Annotated in this window: 17 protein-coding genes; 9 read left to right on the top strand and 8 right to left on the bottom strand. The window is 72.1% G+C overall.

Features of this window, described 5'->3' with window-relative positions; genetic code table 11:
* Positions 1 to 8 precede the first annotated feature (8 nt).
* From ACESM1_RS11015 to ACESM1_RS10990, 6 genes are read right to left on the bottom strand one after another with little or no spacing between them, the layout of a single operon-like run.
* Positions 9 to 941, bottom strand: coding sequence for an ABC transporter permease (locus tag ACESM1_RS11015; RefSeq protein WP_372620018.1), 933 nt, complete (start codon positions 939 to 941; stop codon positions 9 to 11).
* The gene (locus tag ACESM1_RS11010) at positions 938 to 1,810 is read right to left on the bottom strand and encodes an ABC transporter permease (protein ID WP_372620016.1); all 873 of its coding nucleotides are present in this window, start codon (positions 1,808 to 1,810) and stop codon (positions 938 to 940) included. Before ACESM1_RS11010 ends, ACESM1_RS11015 begins: the two co-directional genes overlap by 4 nt.
* On the bottom strand, positions 1,800 to 2,576 hold the full coding sequence (locus ACESM1_RS11005; protein WP_372620015.1) for an ABC transporter ATP-binding protein: 777 nt from the start codon (positions 2,574 to 2,576) through the stop codon (positions 1,800 to 1,802). Before ACESM1_RS11005 ends, ACESM1_RS11010 begins: the two co-directional genes overlap by 11 nt.
* The gene (locus tag ACESM1_RS11000) at positions 2,563 to 4,902 is read right to left on the bottom strand and encodes a molybdopterin cofactor-binding domain-containing protein (protein WP_372620013.1); all 2,340 of its coding nucleotides are present in this window, start codon (positions 4,900 to 4,902) and stop codon (positions 2,563 to 2,565) included. Before ACESM1_RS11000 ends, ACESM1_RS11005 begins: the two co-directional genes overlap by 14 nt.
* Entirely contained in the window at positions 4,902 to 5,384 is a 483-nt protein-coding gene (locus tag ACESM1_RS10995; protein ID WP_372620011.1) for a (2Fe-2S)-binding protein, read from the bottom strand. The genes ACESM1_RS11000 and ACESM1_RS10995 overlap by 1 nt, the downstream gene beginning before the upstream one ends.
* Complete coding sequence (locus ACESM1_RS10990; protein WP_372620009.1) at positions 5,381 to 6,250, bottom strand: FAD binding domain-containing protein; 870 nt, start codon at positions 6,248 to 6,250, stop codon at positions 5,381 to 5,383. The genes ACESM1_RS10995 and ACESM1_RS10990 overlap by 4 nt, the downstream gene beginning before the upstream one ends.
* Before the next feature lie 135 nt (positions 6,251 to 6,385).
* On the opposite strand from ACESM1_RS10990, the gene ACESM1_RS10985 reads away from it, so the two are divergent.
* The gene (locus ACESM1_RS10985) at positions 6,386 to 6,937 is read left to right on the top strand and encodes a nucleoside 2-deoxyribosyltransferase (RefSeq protein ID WP_372620008.1); all 552 of its coding nucleotides are present in this window, start codon (positions 6,386 to 6,388) and stop codon (positions 6,935 to 6,937) included.
* A 61-nt stretch (positions 6,938 to 6,998) separates the two neighbouring features.
* Here the strand turns inward: ACESM1_RS10985 and trpE are convergent, their stop codons facing one another.
* A complete protein-coding gene (gene trpE, locus ACESM1_RS10980) occupies positions 6,999 to 8,498 on the bottom strand; it encodes an anthranilate synthase component I (protein ID WP_372620007.1) in 1,500 nt (499 codons plus the stop codon).
* Positions 8,495 to 10,396, bottom strand: a complete 1,902-nt coding sequence (locus ACESM1_RS10975) for a peptidylprolyl isomerase (protein ID WP_372620006.1) — start codon at positions 10,394 to 10,396, stop codon at positions 8,495 to 8,497. The genes trpE and ACESM1_RS10975 overlap by 4 nt, the downstream gene beginning before the upstream one ends.
* Before the next feature lie 98 nt (positions 10,397 to 10,494).
* Between ACESM1_RS10975 and tpiA the strand changes: the two genes are divergently transcribed.
* The 8 genes from tpiA to ACESM1_RS10935 all read left to right on the top strand — a co-directional run bounded on the left by tpiA (position 10,495) and on the right by ACESM1_RS10935 (position 16,894).
* On the top strand, positions 10,495 to 11,253 hold the full coding sequence (gene tpiA / locus ACESM1_RS10970; RefSeq protein ID WP_372620097.1) for a triose-phosphate isomerase: 759 nt from the start codon (positions 10,495 to 10,497) through the stop codon (positions 11,251 to 11,253).
* Between the two features lie 258 nt (positions 11,254 to 11,511).
* Positions 11,512 to 11,901: a hypothetical protein gene (locus tag ACESM1_RS10965; RefSeq protein ID WP_372620005.1), complete on the top strand. Its 390-nt coding sequence runs from the start codon at positions 11,512 to 11,514 to the stop codon at positions 11,899 to 11,901.
* A 32-nt stretch (positions 11,902 to 11,933) separates the two neighbouring features.
* Positions 11,934 to 12,113, top strand: coding sequence for a hypothetical protein (locus ACESM1_RS10960; RefSeq protein WP_372620003.1), 180 nt, complete (start codon positions 11,934 to 11,936; stop codon positions 12,111 to 12,113).
* Between the two features lie 102 nt (positions 12,114 to 12,215).
* Complete coding sequence (locus ACESM1_RS10955) at positions 12,216 to 13,199, top strand: LLM class flavin-dependent oxidoreductase (protein ID WP_372620002.1); 984 nt, start codon at positions 12,216 to 12,218, stop codon at positions 13,197 to 13,199.
* A gap of 242 nt (positions 13,200 to 13,441) precedes the next feature.
* A complete protein-coding gene (locus tag ACESM1_RS10950; RefSeq protein ID WP_372620000.1) occupies positions 13,442 to 13,750 on the top strand; it encodes a hypothetical protein in 309 nt (102 codons plus the stop codon).
* A gap of 286 nt (positions 13,751 to 14,036) precedes the next feature.
* Positions 14,037 to 14,861 (top strand): DUF389 domain-containing protein, encoded by an 825-nt coding sequence (locus ACESM1_RS10945; RefSeq protein ID WP_372619999.1) that lies wholly within the window; start codon positions 14,037 to 14,039, stop codon positions 14,859 to 14,861.
* A 246-nt stretch (positions 14,862 to 15,107) separates the two neighbouring features.
* Positions 15,108 to 15,503 carry an SPW repeat protein gene (locus tag ACESM1_RS10940; protein WP_372619997.1) on the top strand — a complete coding sequence of 132 codons (396 nt, stop codon included), beginning with the start codon at positions 15,108 to 15,110 and terminating at the stop codon, positions 15,501 to 15,503.
* Complete coding sequence (locus ACESM1_RS10935; RefSeq protein WP_372619995.1) at positions 15,500 to 16,894, top strand: NAD(P)/FAD-dependent oxidoreductase; 1,395 nt, start codon at positions 15,500 to 15,502, stop codon at positions 16,892 to 16,894. Before ACESM1_RS10940 ends, ACESM1_RS10935 begins: the two co-directional genes overlap by 4 nt.
* Positions 16,895 to 16,913: the final 19 nt, after the last annotated feature.

Here is a 16,913-nt window from a genome sequence, read left to right as displayed (position 1 = left end):
ACCTCTCCTCATGCCCGCATGGACGGATGCCAGAAGGTCGCCGCCCGCTCCGCCAGCACGACGAGACCATAGAAGACGGTTCCCGCGACCGCCGCCACCACGATCTCCGCCCAGACCAGGTCGAGCGCGAGCTTCGCGGCTTCCGTGGTGATGCGGAAGCCCATGCCGGTGGTAGGGGAGCCGAAGAACTCCGCGACGATCGCGCCGATCAGCGCCAGCGGCGCGTTGACCTTCAGCGCGGTGAAGATGAAGGGCAGCGCCGCCGGCAGCCGCACCAGCCACAGCGTCTGCGCGTGGCTCGCGGCGTAGGAGCGCATCAGGTCGCGCTCCTGCGCGCCGGCGGCGGCAAGGCCCGCCAGCGTGTTCACCAGCATCGGGAAGAAGGTCATCACCACGACGACCGCGGCCTTCGATTGCCAGTCGAAGCCGAACCACATCACCATGATCGGCGCGATGCCGACCACCGGCAGCGCCGAGACGAAGTTGGCCACCGGCAGCAGCCCGCGACCGAGGAAGGGCAGCCGGTCCGCCAGCAGCGCGACGGCGAAGCCGAGCAGCCCGCCCAGCACGTAGCCGGCCAGCACCGCCTTGACGAAGGTCTGCACGAAATCCTGCGCCAGCAGCGGCGCCGAGGCGGCGAGGCGCATGGCGATGGCGGAGGGCGCGGGCAGCAGCACCATCGGCACCGCAAAGCCGACCACCAGCACCTCCCACAGCGCCAGCACCAAGGCGCCGAAGCCGAGCGGGGCGAGCAGCGACAGCGCGCGCCCGCGCCAGCCTCGCCCACCAAGCGCTGCAAGCCGCGCCACCAGCCGGCCGGCGAGAAGCGTGAGCGCGACCACCGCGCCCCAGAGCGGCGCGGCCGCTCCACCCGCATGCGCCACGGCGATCGTCGCCGCGAAGCCGGACGGCACGATGGCGGCGAGCAGGAGGGTGCTCATGCGTGCATGCCCATGCGCCGCGCCACCAGCCGCTCCGCCGCGGCGAGCAGCCCGACCAGCGAGGCCGAGAGCACCGCGGCGGCCACCAGCGCAGCCCAGATCTGGATCGTCTGCCCGAAATAGGAGCCGGCGAGTAGCCGCGCGCCGAGGCCTGCCTGCGCGCCGGTGGGCAGTTCCGCCACGATCGCGCCGACCACCGCGCCGGCCGCGGCGATCTTGAGGCTGGCGAAGAGGAAGGGCAGGGAGGCGGGGAGGCGCAGCTTCCAGAAGACATGCGCCGGCGTCGCCGAGTATGTCCGCATCAGGTCGCGCGCCAGCAGGTCCGGCGCGTTCAGCCCCTTGGTCACTGCGATCGCGACGGGGAAGAAGCAGAGATAGGCGGCGATCACCGCCTTCGGCAGCAGCCCTTCGAGGCCGAGCGTGCCGAGCGCCACGATCACGATCGGCGCCAGCGCGAGCACCGGGATGGCCTGGCTGGCGATGATCCAGGGCATGAGGCTGCGCTCCAGCACGCGCAGATGCACGATCGCCACCGCCGCCAGCACGCCCGTCAGCACGCCGAGCGCGAAGCCCGCGAGCGCGGCAGACAGCGTCACCCAGGCATGATGCACCAGGCTGCGGCGGGAGGTGACGGGCAGCGTGGCGGTGCTGCGCCAGATTTCCTGCACCACCTGGTGCGGCGCCGGCAACAGTGGGCGGTTGTGGGAGAGCGTGGCGGCAACGGTCTGCCAGGTGTCGGGCGGCAGGTCGGCGCGGGCGCGCGCATCGGACACCACCTGCCAGTTCAGCGCGACGGCGCCCGCGTACCACAGCGCGGTGAGCGCGGCGACGACCACGAGGACAGGCAGGAGCGTACTGCTACCCCTCATAGGAATGCCCCGCCCGCAGCCCTTCGCGCACGCGCTGCGCGATGCGCAGGAATTCCGCCGTCTCGCGGATCTCGAGCGGACGGTCGCGGCCGAGATCGCAGGGCACGATGTCGGTGATCCGACCCGGCCGCGGCGACATCACCACGATCCGCGTGGAGAGGAACACCGCCTCCGGGATGGAGTGCGTGACGAACACCACCGTCTTGCCGGTGCGCCGCCAGAGCGCGAGCAACTGCTCGTTCAGATGGTCGCGAACGATCTCGTCGAGCGCGCCGAAAGGCTCGTCCATCAGCAGCAGCGCCGGATCGAAGGCCAGCGCACGCGCGATGGAGGCGCGCTGCTGCATGCCGCCCGAAAGCTGCCAGGGGAATTTCCGCTCGAAGCCGGCCAGGTTGACCAGCGCCAGCTGCCGCTGTGCGCGCGCACGGCGCTCCGCACGCGGCAGACCCATCACTTCCAGCGGCAGGGTGACGTTGGCCTCGATGCGGCGCCAGGGCAGCAGTGCGGGCGCCTGGAAGACATAGCCGTAGTCGCGCCGCAGCCGCGCCTGTTCCGGCGCCACGCCGTTGACGCGGATCTCGCCGCCGGTCGGCGTCTCGAGGTCCGCGATGACGCGCAGCAGCGTGGTCTTGCCGCAGCCGGAGGGGCCGATCAGCGAGACGAACTCGCCGGCCTCGATGGTCAGGTCCAGCTCGGTGAGCGCGTGGACCGGACCGTCCGCCGTGCGGAAGGTCAGCGAGAGGCCGCGTGCCTCAATCGCCGCCATGCACGATCTCCCAGAGTCGCGATGGCGAGAGTGGGATCTCGGCGATCTCGATGCCTTTCGCTGGCAGGTCCAGCGCATCCTCGATCGCCTGCGCGAAGAGCGCGCCGACCGGAATGGCGCCGCCTTCGCCGGCGCCCTTGGTGCCGAGCGGGTTGAGCGGCGAGGGCGTGACGGTGTGGTGCAGCTCCATGCGTGGCACGTCGAGCGCGGTGGGCAGCAGGTAGTCGGCGAGCGAGGCGTTCATCAGCTGCCCCTCCTCGGACCAGGCGAGCTGCTCGAAGAAGGCGTTGCCGATCCCCTGTGCGACGCCGCCCTGGATCTGGCCGGCGAGGATCAGCGGATTGAGCACCGTGCCGCAATCATGCACGACGACATAGCGCAGGATGGTGGGGCGCATGGTCTGCGGGTCGAGCTCGATCACCATGGCATGCGCGCCGGCGGCGGTGGCGCCCATCTCCGGGCCGAAATAGCTGGTGGCTTCGAGGCCCGGCTCGGTGCCTGGCTTCACTGCGCCGCGCAGCGGATTCGCCAGTTGCGCCAGCGCGCCGAGCGCGATGTGCTTCTCGGGCACGCCGGCAATGGCGACCTTGCCGTCTTCCAGCACCAGATCGGCCTCGGCGCATTCGAAATGCACGGCGGCGGCCTTCAGGATCTTGGACCGCACCACCTTCGCCGCCTCGTGCGAAGCCGAGCCGGCGACGACCGCGCCGCGGCTGGCGAAGGTGCCGACACCCCAGTCGAACTGGTCGGTGTCACCGGTCGTCACCTCGACATCGCGCACATCCACGCCAAGCTGCTCGGCGACCACCTGCGCGAGGGCGGTGAAATGGCCCTGGCCCTGGGTGCCGATGCCGGTGGCGAGCGTGACCTTGCCACTGGCCTGCACGCGCACCCTGGCGCCTTCATAGGGGCCGATGCCGGTGCCTTCGACGTAGCAGACGATGCCGAGGCCGAGACACCGGCCTTCCGCCCGCGCCTTCGCCTTCTCCTCGGCAAAGCCGCCGTAGCCGATCGCCTCCAGCGCCTTGTCGAGGATCGGTTCGTAATTGCCGCTGTCATAGGTGAGCGGCGCGAAATCCTGGTAGATGATCTCGTTGCGATAGGGGAAGGCGTCGGGCGGGATCAGGTTCAGCCTGCGGATCTCCACGCGATCCAGGCCGAGCTCGCGCGCCGCGGCATCCAGCAGCCGCTCCATCACGAAGACGCCGTGCTGGCGGCCGGCGCCGCGATAGGGCGTGACCAGCGTGCGGTTGGTGTAGATGGCGCGGAAGCGCGATTCATAGGCCGGCACGTCGTAGCAGTTCAGCAGCGTGCACTGGCTGTTAAGCGGTACGGTCAGGCCGTACGGATTGTAGGCGCCGGTATCCATCAGGAAGTCGTCGCGCACGCCGAGGATCTTCCCCGTCGCATCCAGCGCGATCTCGGCCTCGTGGATCTGGCCGCGTTCGTGGGTGGTGGCGAAGAAATGCTCGAGGCGATCCTCGATCCACTTCACCGGCCGCTCCAGCCGCATTGCGATCCAGGGGACCAGCACTTCCTCGGGATAGAACATCATCATCTTCGGCCCGAAGCCGCCGCCGATGAAGGGCGCGATCACCCGCACCTGCCGCTCGCTCAGGCCGAGCATGGCAGCGAGGCCGTTGCGGATGCCGACCGGCGCCTGGGTGGTGTCCCACACCGTCAGGCGGTCCGCCTTCGCATCCCAGTCGGCGACGATCCCCCGCGTTTCCATCGGGATCGAGGCGCCGCGATCATACCGGAACCGCCGCCGCACGATGTGCGCCGCCCTGGCGCGCGCGGCGGCGTAATCGCCCTTCCGCTGCACCACCTCGGCGGCGATGTTGTCCGCCAGGTCGGCATGCACGCGCGGCGACGCGGGCGCGAGCGCAGCCTCGAGATCGCCGACCACGGGCAGCGGCGCGTACTCCGCGACGATGTCGCCGAGCGCGTCCTCGGCGATGTAGCGGCTTTCCGCGATCACCATTGCCACGGGCTCGCCGACATGGCGCACCACGTCCCTGGCAAGCGGCACCTGGCAGCGCTGCCGGAAGGTCATGCCGGGGATCGGCGGCGGCGGCACCAGCAGCGGGCCGGGCTTCCAGTAATCGCCGAGATCCTCGGCGGTGATCACCGCAAGGACGCCAGGCCGCGCCTTCGCTGCCTCGGTGTCCACGGAGAGGATGGTCGCATGCGCATGCGGGCTGCGCAGGAAGGCGGCGTGCAGCAGCCCCGGCCGTTCGACATCATCCACGAAGAGCGCGCGGCCGGTGAGCAGGCGCGGATCCTCGTTGCGGGTGATGGGGCGGCCGATATGGCGGGCTGTCATTACGCCGCCTCCCGCAGCCGCTTCGCCGCCAGCAGCACGGCATCCACGATGTGCTGGTAGCCGGTGCAGCGGCACAGATTGCCCGAAAGGGCGTGGCGGACCTGCTCCTCCGTCGGATCGGCGTTCTCTTCCAGAAAGGCGGAGACGGTCATCAGTATGCCCGGCGTGCAGTAGCCGCATTGCAGGCCGTGCGTGTCCTGGAAGGCCTGCTGCAGCACGGAAAGCTGCCCGCGCCCTGGCGCCAGCCCCTCCACCGTGGCGACGGCGTGGCCATCCGCCTGCACCGCAAAGATCAGGCAGGACCGCACCGCCGCACCGTCCAGCCGTATGGTGCAGGCGCCGCAGACACCATGCTCGCAGCCGACATGCGTGCCGGTGAGGCCGAGATCGCGGCGCAGGAAGTCCGACAGCAGCAGCCGCGGTTCCACCTCCCGCGCATGCTGCGCGCCGTTGACGCTGAGCGTGACGAGGACCCGCTTCATCGCGCGCGCTCCTTCGCCAGTGTCAGCGCGCGCGTGGCAAGAACCTCGGCCAGGTGCCGCTGATAGGCCGGGCTCGCCTGCACGCTTCCCATCGGCGCCACCTCCTGCCGCAGCAGGGCGGCGGCCTCGGCGATATCCGTCTCCGACACGCGCGTGCCGACCAATGCGGCGGCAGCGCGTGGCGCGGGCATCGGCGTCGGGCCGGCGCTGCAGCAGGCGATCCGCGCCATCGTGCAGAGGCCGTCCGCATCGCGTGTCAGCACCGCCGCAACGCCCATCATCGCGTAGTCGCCGCGCCGGCGCGCCACCTCGATGAAAGCCGTGCCCGAACGTGTCGCGAGGGATGGCAGCAGGATCTCCGCCAGCATCTCGTCCGGCTGCAAGGCTGTGGTGAGCGGCGCGAGGAAGAAGTCGGCCGCCGCCACCTCGCGCGTGCCGCGTGCGCTGCGCAGCACGAAGCGTGCATCGAGTGCCAGCATCACCGCCGGCATCTCGCTCGCCGGGTCGGCATGCGCCAGATTGCCGCCGAGCGTGCCGCGGTTGCGGATCTGTGGATGCGCGACCTCCCGCAGCGCTTCGGCGAGGAGCGGGTGGGTTCGCGCGGCGACGGCGTCGCGCTCGACGCGGGCGTTGCGCGCCATCGCGCCGATGCGCAGCGATCCGTCCTCGCCGGCATCGATGCCGCCGAGGCCCGCAACGCGGTTCAGATCGACCAGCACCGCTGGCTGCGCCACGCGGAAATTCATCGCCGGCACCAGGCTCTGCCCGCCGGCGAGGAAGCGGGCTTCCTCGCCATGCCGGGCCTTGAGCGCCAGCGCCTCCTCGATCGCCGCGGGGGCGTGCCAGTCGAACGGCGCGGGCTTCACGCGGGGCTCCTCATGCCGCGCAGCTTGGCAGAAGCCGCGCCGCCGTCGAGTACGGATTCGGCGCCGTCATGCGAAGCGCCGCGACGGACTGCCGCGCCCTTGCGCAGCCTGCCCGGCCGGTGGTCACCTGGGGCCATGCCGCTCGCCTATCTCGCCGGACCGGATGTCTTCCTGCCGAACGCGGCGGCGCACGCCGCACGCAAGGCCGCGATCTGCGCCGCGCACGGCATCACCGCCCTGCCGCCGCTGAACGAGGACATCGCGACCCTCGCCGGCATGACCGAGGAAGATGCTTGGCGCGCGATCTTCGCCAAGGATCTGGCGATGATGGAGCGCGCCGATCTGGTGATCGCCAACCTAACCCCGTTCCGCGGCGCCAGCGCGGATGCCGGCACGCTGGTGGAGCTGGGCTGGTTCCTTGGCCGCGGAAGGCCGATCTTCGGCTACTCGAACAGCGCGACGCCCTTCGCGGAGCGCAGCGCGACACTGCTGGCGCGCGTGCCCGACCCGATGGCGGGGCTGACGGTGGGCGGCTTCGGCCTGCCCGACAACCTGATGATCCCGGGCGCGGTGGAAACCGGTGGGCACCCGATCCTGCTGCCAGAGGGCGGCGCGGACCTGCCCTTCGACAGCCTGGAGGTGTTCGCCCGCTGCGTCGCGCTCGCCGCCGGCGCGCTCGGCCGCTGAACGCGCCCCGGCGCGTCAGCGCCGCCCTACGGTGTGCGTCAGCGCCGCTCGACGGCGCGCGTCAGCGCCGCCCGGCGGCGAAGCGCACGGCCTCCTCGGCTGCGCGGAACAGGGCACGGGCCTTCTGCTGCGTCTCGACGTATTCGGCCTCGGGATCGCTGTCGGCCACCACGCCGGCGCCGGCCTGCACATGCATCACGCCATCCTTCACCAGCGCGGTGCGCAGCGCGATGCAGGTATCCATGTCGCCGTCGGCGCCGAAATAGCCCACACCCCCCGCATAGGTGCCGCGGCGGGAGGGCTCCAGCTCCTCGATGATCTCCATGGCCCGCACCTTCGGCGCGCCGGAGAGCGTGCCCGCGGGGAAGCCCGCCATCAGCGCATCGAGCGCATCGAGCCCCGGGCGCAGGCGGCCGACGACCTCGCTCATGATGTGCATCACCTGGGAATAGCGCTCCACCTGGAAGCGTTGGGTGACGCGCACGCTGCCGATCTCCGCCACCCGGCCGACATCGTTGCGGCCGAGGTCGAGCAGCATCAGGTGCTCGGCCAGCTCCTTCGGGTCGGCGAGCAACTCCCGCTCGAGCCGCGCATCCTCCTCCGGCGTGGCGCCGCGCGGCCGCGTGCCGGCCAGCGGGCGCAGCTTCACCTCGCCATGCTTGACGCTGACCAGGATCTCGGGCGAGGCGCCGACCAGCGCAAATCCACCGAGGTCGAGGAAGAACAGGTAGGGCGCCGGGTTCAGCCGCCGCAGCGCACGATACAGCGCGAAGGGCGGCAGCGCGAAGGGCACGGAGAACCGCTGCGAGGGCACGATCTGGAAGGCATCCCCCGCGGCGATGTACTCCTTCGCCCTCTCCACCGCGGCGCAGAAGCCTTCCCTGGTGAAGTTGGAGGACGGCGCAGGCTGCGCCGGCAGCGCCGCGGGCGGCGCCGGGCGGGGCAGGGGCCGGTCGAGCGCCGCCTCCGCCTCGTCCAGTCTGGCCTGCGCCAGTTCCCAGGCGGCCCGGGGGTCGAGCCCCGGCGCCGGCCAGACCGGCGTGACGAGGGTGAGCGTGTCGCGCACATGGTCGAACACCGCCACCAGCGTCGGGCGGAACATCACGGCCTGGGGGATGCCGAGCACGTCCGGGTTCTTGCTCGGCAGCCGCTCGATCTGGCGGACCATGTCGTAGCCGAGATAGCCGAACAGGCCCACCGCGATGGAGGGAAGCCCGGCGGGGACCTTCATCCGGCACTCGGCGACCAGGGCGCGCAGGCTCTCCACCGGCGCGGCCGCCTCGGCCTCGAAGGCGTGCGGGGCGGCGAGGACATGGCGGTTGATCTCCGCACTGCCGTCGCGGCACCGCCAGATCAGGTCCGGCTCCAGTCCGAGGGAGGAGAAGCGCCCGCGTGTCGCACCGCCCTCCACGCTCTCCAGCAGGAAGGCGTTCGGCCTTCCCTGCACGAGGCGAAGGAAGGCGCCGACCGGCGTGTCGAGGTCCGCGACGCGCTCGCGGAACAGCACCTGCCCTTCGCCGGCGGCGAGGCCCTCGGCGAACTGCGCGAAGGTGAGCGTCATGGCACCACCTGCTGCATCAGCGACGGGCTGATCCGCGGCGCGGCGCGTGCGCGCAGCGCGGCGGCGTACTGCGCCTCGAGATCCTCGGCCTGCTGCAGCTGCGCGGCGCGGCGGGCATTGGCCAGCGCCTCGGCCTCCGCCGTCGGGTCGGGTGGCACGATCTCCAGCAGTTGCGCCACCGCGAAGCCGGACTGCGTCGGCACCATCACCGGCTCGTTGAGATTGGCGCCGAACAGCGGCGGCAGCAGCTCCGGCGGCAGGGTGAGGCCCGGAACGCCTGGCGTCGGCTCGCGGCCGAAGGGGCCGAAGCGCTCGGATCGGAGCCCGGCGGCCTGCGCCGCCGCCTCCAGCGTCTGCCCGCCGCGCATCGCCGCCATCAGCGCCGCCGCGCGCTCCTCCTGCGCCCGGCGACGGGCGTCGGCGAGCCAGGCGAGGCGGACCTCCTCGGCCACGCTCTCGAAGGGCTTGAGCGCCGGCGGCGCCGTGCCGCGCAGTTCCACCGCCACGAAGGCATCGGCGGCGCGCAACTCCTGCAGGCGCGGGGCGCGGCCCATCTCGGCGGCGAAGACCAGGCGCAACGCCTCGGCCCTGGCATCGGCCGGCACCGGCAGCGGCACCGGCGCGCCCTCCGCATCGCGGCCCTGCGCGTCGAGGCGGAGCGTGGCAACGGCCATGCCGTTCTGTCGCCCCGCCTCCTCCAGCGTGGCGCCGCCGGCCAGCGCATCCTCGATGCGGTTGGCGCGCTCGAAGGCGAGGTCGGCGGCGCGTTCCAGCGCCAGCTCGTCGGCCAGCCGCTCCCGCACCTCCTCGAAGGAAGCGGTGGTGCCGGGGGTGACGGCGGTGACGCGGAAGACATGCCAGCCGAAGGGCGACTGCACGGGCTGGGTGACGTTGCCGCCGGGCACGGCGAAGACCGCCTCGGCGAGCTCGGGCAGCGGCAGGTCGGCGCGGGCGACCGTGCCGAGCGCGGTGGCGGAGCCGCCCGCTGCCTGCGCCGCCTGGTTGATGGCGGCGAGATCGGCGCTGCTGGCCCAGGCGGCCGCGACCTGGCGCGCCGCTTCCTCGTTCGGCAGCAGCGCCTGCTCGACCTGCCGGCGCTCCGGCGTCTCGAACTGCGCGCGGCGGGCCTCGAAGGCGGTGCGCAGCTCCTCCTCGGGCACCTCGACCTGGTCGCGCAGCGTCTCGGCCGAGAGCACGGCGAGCGTCACCTCCCGCAGCTCGGGGGTGGAGAAGCGGTCGGGGTTGTTGGCGTGGAAGCGTTCCAGCTGCGCCTGGGTGGGGGCCGGGGGCTCCGGCGCGTCCAGCAGCGGCAGCTCGACCACCTGGGCGATGCGCTTCTGCCGCTCCCAGTTGAACAGCGCGCGGGCCAGGATGTCGGGCGCGGGCGCGCCGGCCCGGACCGCGCCGATCAGCTGCATGCGCTGCAGGTCGTCGCGCACGATCTGGAGGAACATCGGCTCCGTCATGTCGCTCTGCCGCAGGAACTGCTCCAGCGCGAGCCGGTCGAAGCTGCCGCCGGACTGGAAGGCGGGGATGGCGTGCACATAGGCCACCACCTGGCTGTCCGGGGTCGCCAGGCCGAGGCGGTCGGCCTCGATCCGCTGGGCGTATTCTGCGATCAGCGTTTCCACCGCCTGGCGGGCGATCGCCTCCCGCACCGCCTGGTCGGGCTCGAAGTCGGGACCGAGCTGGCGCTGGATGCGCTGGAGGTCGCGCCGGGCGGCGAATTGCGCCTCCGGCACCTCGATCTGCGCGCCTTCCATGCGCACTAACGCGGTCTCGCGCCCGAAATTGCGCACGATGTCCTCGATGCCCCAGATCGCGAAGGAGAGGATCAGGAGCACGAAGAGGATCTTGGCGACCCAGGACTGCGCCAGGCTGCGGAACCATGTGATCATGCTCGCGGCGTAGCGCAGAGCCGGCCCCGTTGCCAGTCCGCGGCGCGGTTGGTAGCGGGGTGACGGTTGGAAATGCGAGGCATTCGATGACCCCGGGCGTGCGACCGCTGATCGCCGGCAACTGGAAGATGCATGGCAGCATGGCCGAGGCGGCCGCGCTGGCCGGGGCGGTGCGGGAGGGCGCGGCAGGGCTGCCGGCCGAGTTGCTGGTCTGCCCGACCTTCCTGCATGTCGCCTCCGTCGCCTCGCTGCTGGCCGGCTCGGCGGTGGCGGTCGGCGGGCAGGACTGCCATGCCGCGGCGAAGGGCGCGCATACCGGCGACGTCTCGGCGCCGATGTTGCGCGATGCCGGGGCGAGCCATGTGATCCTCGGCCATTCCGAGCGCCGCACCGATCATGCCGAGACCGATGCCGCCGTGCGCGCCAAGGCCGAGGCCGCCGCCGCCGCCGGGCTGGTGCCGGTCGTCTGCGTCGGCGAGACCGAGGCGGAGCGCCTGGCCGGCCAGGCCGAGGCGGTGGTGGCGCGGCAATTGGCGGAGAGCCTGCCGGACGGCTTCGCCGGGACGGGCGCCCCCGCCGGCGCAGCCGGCATCATCGCCTATGAGCCGGTCTGGGCGATCGGCACCGGGCGCACGCCCACGGAGGCCGACATCGGCGCCCTCCATGGCTTCATCCGCGAGCGGCTGGCGGCGCGGTTCGGCGCGGCGGGGCAGGGGATGCGGATCCTCTACGGCGGCTCGATGAAGCCGGGCAATGCGAAGGCCATCCTGGCGCTGCCGAACGTGGATGGCGGGCTGGTGGGGGGCGCGAGCTTGGTGGCGGCGGATTTCCTCGCCATCGCGCGGGCGGCGGGGTGACGCCTTGTTCGCGGTGACGGCCGATCGGGGCTGAAGCCGTTCGCCTCGGTCTCGCCGGGCGGTGCCGGCGCGGCCCCAGGCCGGGATGGGGGCTCCGGCACTGCCCGCTCCCCGGTGGCCAGCTGGAACGCGGGTTCCCGGAAAGCGGGCTCACGGCCGGAACATGCCCGTGTCAGTCGCGTTGGCCGGATCGACCGACGATGGATCAGCCAGCCGGCGGGCAGCGGCCCGTCGGGAGAGGGGCACCGGATGCGCTTCGTGCCTACCCGCCTCCATGGCGCCGTGGATTACGCCTGGGGCCTGGCCCTGCTGCTGACCCCGCGACTGTTGCGGCTTCCGACTCGTTCCGCCGAGGCGCGGACGTGTCGGGTGGCCGGGGCAGGTGCGGTGGCCTACGCCGCCCTGACCGACTACGAACTCGGCCTGGTGCCGGCGCTGACCATGCGGGAGCACCTGGCGGTGGATATCGCCGGCGGCGCTGCACTCGCCGCCTCGCCCTGGCTCCTCGGCTTCTCGGACAGGATCCGTTGGCCGTATCTGGCCTTCGGCCTCTTCGCCGTGGCCGCCGGCCTCGTCACCCGCACACGGCCCGAGCGGGGGGCTGCGCTTGCCGCACCGGGCGCCGGCCGCGCGCGGATGCGCCGCTGACGGGTTGGCCAGTTGTCAGGCTGCTCTGGTCGGTGGGGGTCCTCCTGGTGGCGCTGGGCGTCGCTGCGCAGGTGTTCGGCTGGGATGCGCTGCTGTGGCTGCCGATGGCCGCGGTCGAGGCTGCCCGATCGAACCCTGAGACCTACGGCCTGGTCGTGATCGGCGTCGTGCTGATGGTGGTGGCGCGGCTCCTCGGACGGCGGCGGGAGTAGGACGCGAATCCAGCGCAGGGGGGCGGCCTCGCCGGGCCCGCCAGGCCGCGCCCAGCCGTCGGACCGGTTTCCGGCGGGCGAGCGGCCGCCCATATGCCTGCCATGACCCCCCTCTCCATCCTCGACCTCTCGCCGATCCCCGAAGGCAGCGATGCCGGCCAGGCGCTGCGCAACTCGGCCGACCTTGCCCGCCACGCCGAGGCCCTCGGCTACCGGCGCTTCTGGATGGCCGAGCATCACAACATGACCGGCATCGCAAGCGCCGCAACCGCCGTCGCGCTCGCGCATGTCGCAACGGGGACGCACCGGATCCGCATCGGCGCGGGCGGGATCATGTTGCCGAACCACGCGCCGTTGATCGTCGCCGAGCAGTTCGGGACGCTGGCCGCGCTTCACCCGGGGCGGGTCGATCTCGGGCTCGGCCGGGCGCCCGGCACGGATCAGATCGCGGCACGCGCGCTGCGGCGGAACCTGGCCGCGGATGCGGACGAGTTCCCGCAGGACGTCGTCGAACTGCTCGGCTACTTCCGCCCGGCCGAGCCAGGCCAGGCCCTGCAGGCGGTGCCAGGTGCGGGGCAGGATGTCGAGGTCTGGATCCTGGGCTCGAGCACCTTCGGCGCACAGCTCGCGGCGTATCTCGGCCTGCCCTACGCCTTTGCGTCGCACTTCGCGCCGGCACAGATGATGGACGCCATTGCCATGTACCGTGATCGGTTCCGCCCTTCGGAGCGGCTTGCGGCGCCTCACGTGATGCTCGGCGTGAACGTCTTCGCCGCCGAGACGGATGCCGAGGCGCGGCACCTGTTCACCTCGCTGCAGCAGGCGTTCCTCAACCTGCGGCGCGGGCGCCCCGGCAAGCTGCCGCCGCCGGCGAGCGACCTGGACGCACAGCTGGACCGGCACGCCCGCGCCTTGCTCGATCATTCGCTGGCGTGCTCGGTCGTCGGCGGGCCGGAGGCGGTCAGGCGCGGGATCGAGGAATTCGCCGCTCGCACAGGCGCCGACGAGCTGATGGTGACGGCGCAGATCCATGACCACGCGGCGCGCCTGAGGTCGTTCGAGATCCTCGCCGGAGTGCAGGCCTGACGCATTGGCGCGGCATGCGGCTCCGTCCGGGATGCCGGGGGGCAGGTCTGGCCCAGGCGCCCGACGCGTAAGGCGGGAGGCGGCAAGCCTGCCGGCGCGGGGATCGCGAACGTCCTTGCGAAGGCCGATCAGCGATCCGTCTGGTTGAGCGGCCCCGCGCGAGTGGATCGGCAGGCGGCGCTAACGGTCAGGTGACATCCGTGCCGGTGGCAGAGCAGGGGATAGGCTGGTACTGCCGACCGATGCAGAGCAACAGCAATCGCAGCGACAGCGACCAGGAACCGACAACGACCGAGACGGGCGACACCACACCAGCCGCTCCGACGAGGGCCGACATCTACCGGGAGCGCTTCCGTCAGGCACAGACCATTGCGGCGCAGATTGCCCGTGCCCGGGCAGCGGGCGGACTGCCGAGTGAGGACGAAGCGGCGCGGCTCGTCGCCGAGTTCCATGCGCGTGGTGGCCAGGTCACCGTCTGTCCTCAGCCCGAGGAGGCAGCGCCCGACGACCAGGACCGCAGGAAGCCCGGCAAGCGCCCCGCTGCCGGGTGATCTCGGGGCGGTGGAGCACGCCTGCCGCCGCGTCCGCGTCCTCAGCCGTCAGCGCCGCCCGGCCGCGGTGCGGATGACGAAGCGGTGCCGTGGGGGCGCAGCGCGCGAGTCCATGGCTGCCTGGTAACGGCACGCCGTCTTTCCCGTTTGGTCCTTGCCGGCGAGCAGCCTCGCTGCGCCCGCCAGCGAGGAGCACGGAATGTCACGGACCGTTGAGATATCGCTCTCGCCGGACAGGACGGAGGCGCTGACCGCCGAACTCCGTGCCGCCGAAGGGGTGATCGGCTTGAGCCTGCAACGCGGGGCCTCGCTGAAGCCGCAGGGCGACGTGCTGACCGTCCGGGTGAGCAACGACGGCATGGAAGATCTATGCTGCCTGCTCGATCGCCACGGGATCGGCCAGGAGAACGGCTCGGTCATGACAACCGAGCCACGCAGCATCATCTCCTCGAGCGGCCAGGAGGCGCTGGACCGCGAAACCAACGAGATGGCCTGGCAGGAGATGGCCTATCAACTCCGCCAGGAGAGCAATGTCGGCGGCAACTACGTCATGACCATGCTGCTCGCCGGCGCGGTGGCCGCCGCCGGGCTCTGGACGGACACGCTGCACATCGTCATCGGCGCGATGGTCATCGCCCCGGGCTTCGAGCCGATCATTCGCATTCCTTTCGGGCTGATGGGCCGTAGCGGGGATGGCGCACGGCAGGGCCTGGTCGGGACCGCCCTTGGCTACGCCGCCCTGGCCATCGGCGCCGCGCTGGCGCTGGTCGTCCTGCAGGCCATCGATCCCTCGCCGGTCAGCCTTGGGGAGCGCCACTGGGTCCAGTACTGGTCCAGCGTGCAGCCCTCCTCGGTGCTGATCGCCCTGGTCGCCGGCGCCGCAGGGGCGGTGACCATCGCGTCGGGGCGCTCGGTGCTCACGGCGGGGGTCATGATCGCGCTCGCCCTGATCCCGGCCATGTCCATTGCGGGTATGGCGGTGGCAGCCGGGGATCTCGCGCTCGCGGGCAAGGGGTTCGTGCGATGGGCCACCGATGCCGCCTGCGTCGCGTTCTCCGGCGGAGGTCTCTTCATGGCGAAGCGCATGCTCCAGCATCCCCGCACGTCGTGAAAACGGGCGCGCCGGTGTGCGGGCGACGCCGGGGCCGGTACCTTCCAGGTCCCTGCCTGTGCTGAAGCGCGGCGGGCTCAGGGCGCCTTGAATGGCGGAACGATGCCGAAGGCCGAAAGGTACTCACCGATGGGGCGGCTCCGCCTCGCCGACCAGGCCGTCGCCATGTGCGCAACGGGCGAACGGCACCGGCCGGCGCCGCGTTGGGACGGCCAAGGCGCTCTTCCGCGCCGCAAGGAGACTGCGATGCGCTTCATCTCCACCCGCACGCATGGCGTGATCGACTACCTCATGGGCGCGCTGCTGATCGTGGCGCCCTACATCCTCGGCTTCGCGGACGGTACCGCCGCGCAGTGGATCCCGCAGATCGTCGGCGCCGCGCTGATCGGCGCCGCTCTCCTGACGGACTACGAGCTCGGCGTCGCGCGCATGATCCCGATGCCGGTGCACCTGTTCCTCGACGTCGCCGCCGGCGCGCTGCTTGCCGTCTCGCCCTGGCTGTTCGGCTTCGCCGACCGCGTCTTCTGGCCGCATCTGATCTTCGGCCTGCTGGAGATCGGGGCTGGGCTGATGACGCAGACGAGGTCGACGACGGCGGCTGCCGCAGGTGCGGCGGAAACGACCAACCAGAAGTCCTGGTGACGGCCACGCCGACGCCTGGTCTGCGGTCGGATCCAGCGGCCGCGGCGCCGAAGCCCGGGACGCCGCTGCGGGTTGTCATCCTGGGCGCCGGCTTCGGCGGGCTGGAGGCTGCGCGTGCGCTCGCCCGCGCGCCGGCCGAGATCACGCTGCTGGACCGGCACAACCACCACCTGTTCCAGCCGCTGCTCTACCAGGTGGCGACCGCCGCGCTCTCGCCCGGCGACATCGCCTGGCCGGTCCGGGCGATCTTCCGCAGGCAGCGCAACGTGCGCGTGCTGATGGCCGAAGCGACCGGCATCGACCGGGCGGCGAAGGTCGTGCATGCCGCGGGTGGGCTCGCGCTGCCGTATGACGTGCTGGTGCTCGCCACCGGTGCCACCCATTCCTATTTCGGCCATGACGAATGGGCCGCGGTGGCGCCCGGCCTCAAGACGATCGAGGATGCGACAGCGATCCGCCGCCGGCTGCTGCTTGCCTTCGAGCGGGCGGAGGTCAGCACCGACGAGGTGGAGCGCCGGCGCCTGCTGACCTTTGCGGTGGTCGGCGCCGGGCCGACCGGTGTCGAGCTCGCCGGCGCGATGGTGGAGCTCGCGCGCGCCACCATCGCCGGGGAGTTCCGCGGCATCGACCCGCGCATGGCGCGCGTGGTCCTCATCGAGGCCGGACCGCGCGTGCTGCCGACCTTCCCCGAGGACCTGTCAACGGTTGCGCTCCGCTCGCTCGAGCGGATGGGCGTGCAGGTGCTGACGGGCACGCGGGTCACCCGCTGCGACCCGGGCGGCGTACAGTGCGGCGAGGAACGGATCGCGGCGAGCACGGTGGTCTGGGCGGCGGGCGTGGTCGCCTCGACTGCCGGCGCATGGATCGAGGCACCGCGCGACCGCGCCGGGCGCATCCGGGTGCAGCCCGATCTCTCGGTCCCCGGGCAGCCGGACGTCTTCGCCGTGGGCGACGTGGCCGCGGTGGCCGATGCGGCGGGCCGCCCGGTGCCGGGGAATGCACCGGCGGCGAAGCAGATGGGGCGCTATGCGGGCCAGGCGATCGCGGCACGCGCGCTCGGGCGGCCGGCCCCGCCGCCTTTTGCCTATCGCCACCACGGCGACCTGGCGACGATCGGGCGCCGCTCCGCGGTGGTGGCGCTGAACAATCTGCGTCTCACCGGCCTGATCGGCTGGTGGTTCTGGGGCATCGCCCATGTCTGGTACCTGATCGGCTTTCGCAGCCGGGTCGTCGTCTCCTTCGAATGGCTGTGGAGCTACCTGACCTTCCAGCGCGGCGCGCGCCTGATCACCGGGGACGACACCGATGCCGCCGGCGCCGCTTCGGCCGCGAAGGCCGAGCCCGTGCCGGCAAACGATCCGCAGCCGGCGCGCCGGCAGGGCTGGGGGTGAGCCTTGCCACGCGCGGGCA

This window comes from Falsiroseomonas sp., from assembly GCF_041690465.1.
Lineage (GTDB): Bacteria > Pseudomonadota > Alphaproteobacteria > Acetobacterales > Acetobacteraceae > Falsiroseomonas.
This window is presented reverse-complemented; position numbering and strand designations above follow the sequence as displayed.

Bases quoted from the DNA above. Each gene is read 5' to 3' on its own strand.
- ACESM1_RS11015 (WP_372620018.1), bottom strand. From the start codon at position 941: ATGAGCACCCTCCTGCTCGCCGCCATCGTGCCGTCCGGCTTCGCGGCG.
- ACESM1_RS11010 (WP_372620016.1), bottom strand. From the start codon at position 1,810: ATGAGGGGTAGCAGTACGCTCCTGCCTGTCCTCGTGGTCGTCGCCGCG.
- ACESM1_RS11005 (WP_372620015.1), bottom strand. From the start codon at position 2,576: ATGGCGGCGATTGAGGCACGCGGCCTCTCGCTGACCTTCCGCACGGCG.
- ACESM1_RS11000 (WP_372620013.1), bottom strand. From the start codon at position 4,902: ATGACAGCCCGCCATATCGGCCGCCCCATCACCCGCAACGAGGATCCG.
- ACESM1_RS10995 (WP_372620011.1), bottom strand. From the start codon at position 5,384: ATGAAGCGGGTCCTCGTCACGCTCAGCGTCAACGGCGCGCAGCATGCG.
- ACESM1_RS10985 (WP_372620008.1), top strand. From the start codon at position 6,386: ATGCCGCTCGCCTATCTCGCCGGACCGGATGTCTTCCTGCCGAACGCG.
- trpE (WP_372620007.1), bottom strand. From the start codon at position 8,498: ATGACGCTCACCTTCGCGCAGTTCGCCGAGGGCCTCGCCGCCGGCGAA.
- ACESM1_RS10975 (WP_372620006.1), bottom strand. From the start codon at position 10,396: ATGATCACATGGTTCCGCAGCCTGGCGCAGTCCTGGGTCGCCAAGATC.
- ACESM1_RS10955 (WP_372620002.1), top strand. From the start codon at position 12,216: ATGACCCCCCTCTCCATCCTCGACCTCTCGCCGATCCCCGAAGGCAGC.
- ACESM1_RS10950 (WP_372620000.1), top strand. From the start codon at position 13,442: ATGCAGAGCAACAGCAATCGCAGCGACAGCGACCAGGAACCGACAACG.
- ACESM1_RS10940 (WP_372619997.1), top strand. From the start codon at position 15,108: ATGCGCTTCATCTCCACCCGCACGCATGGCGTGATCGACTACCTCATG.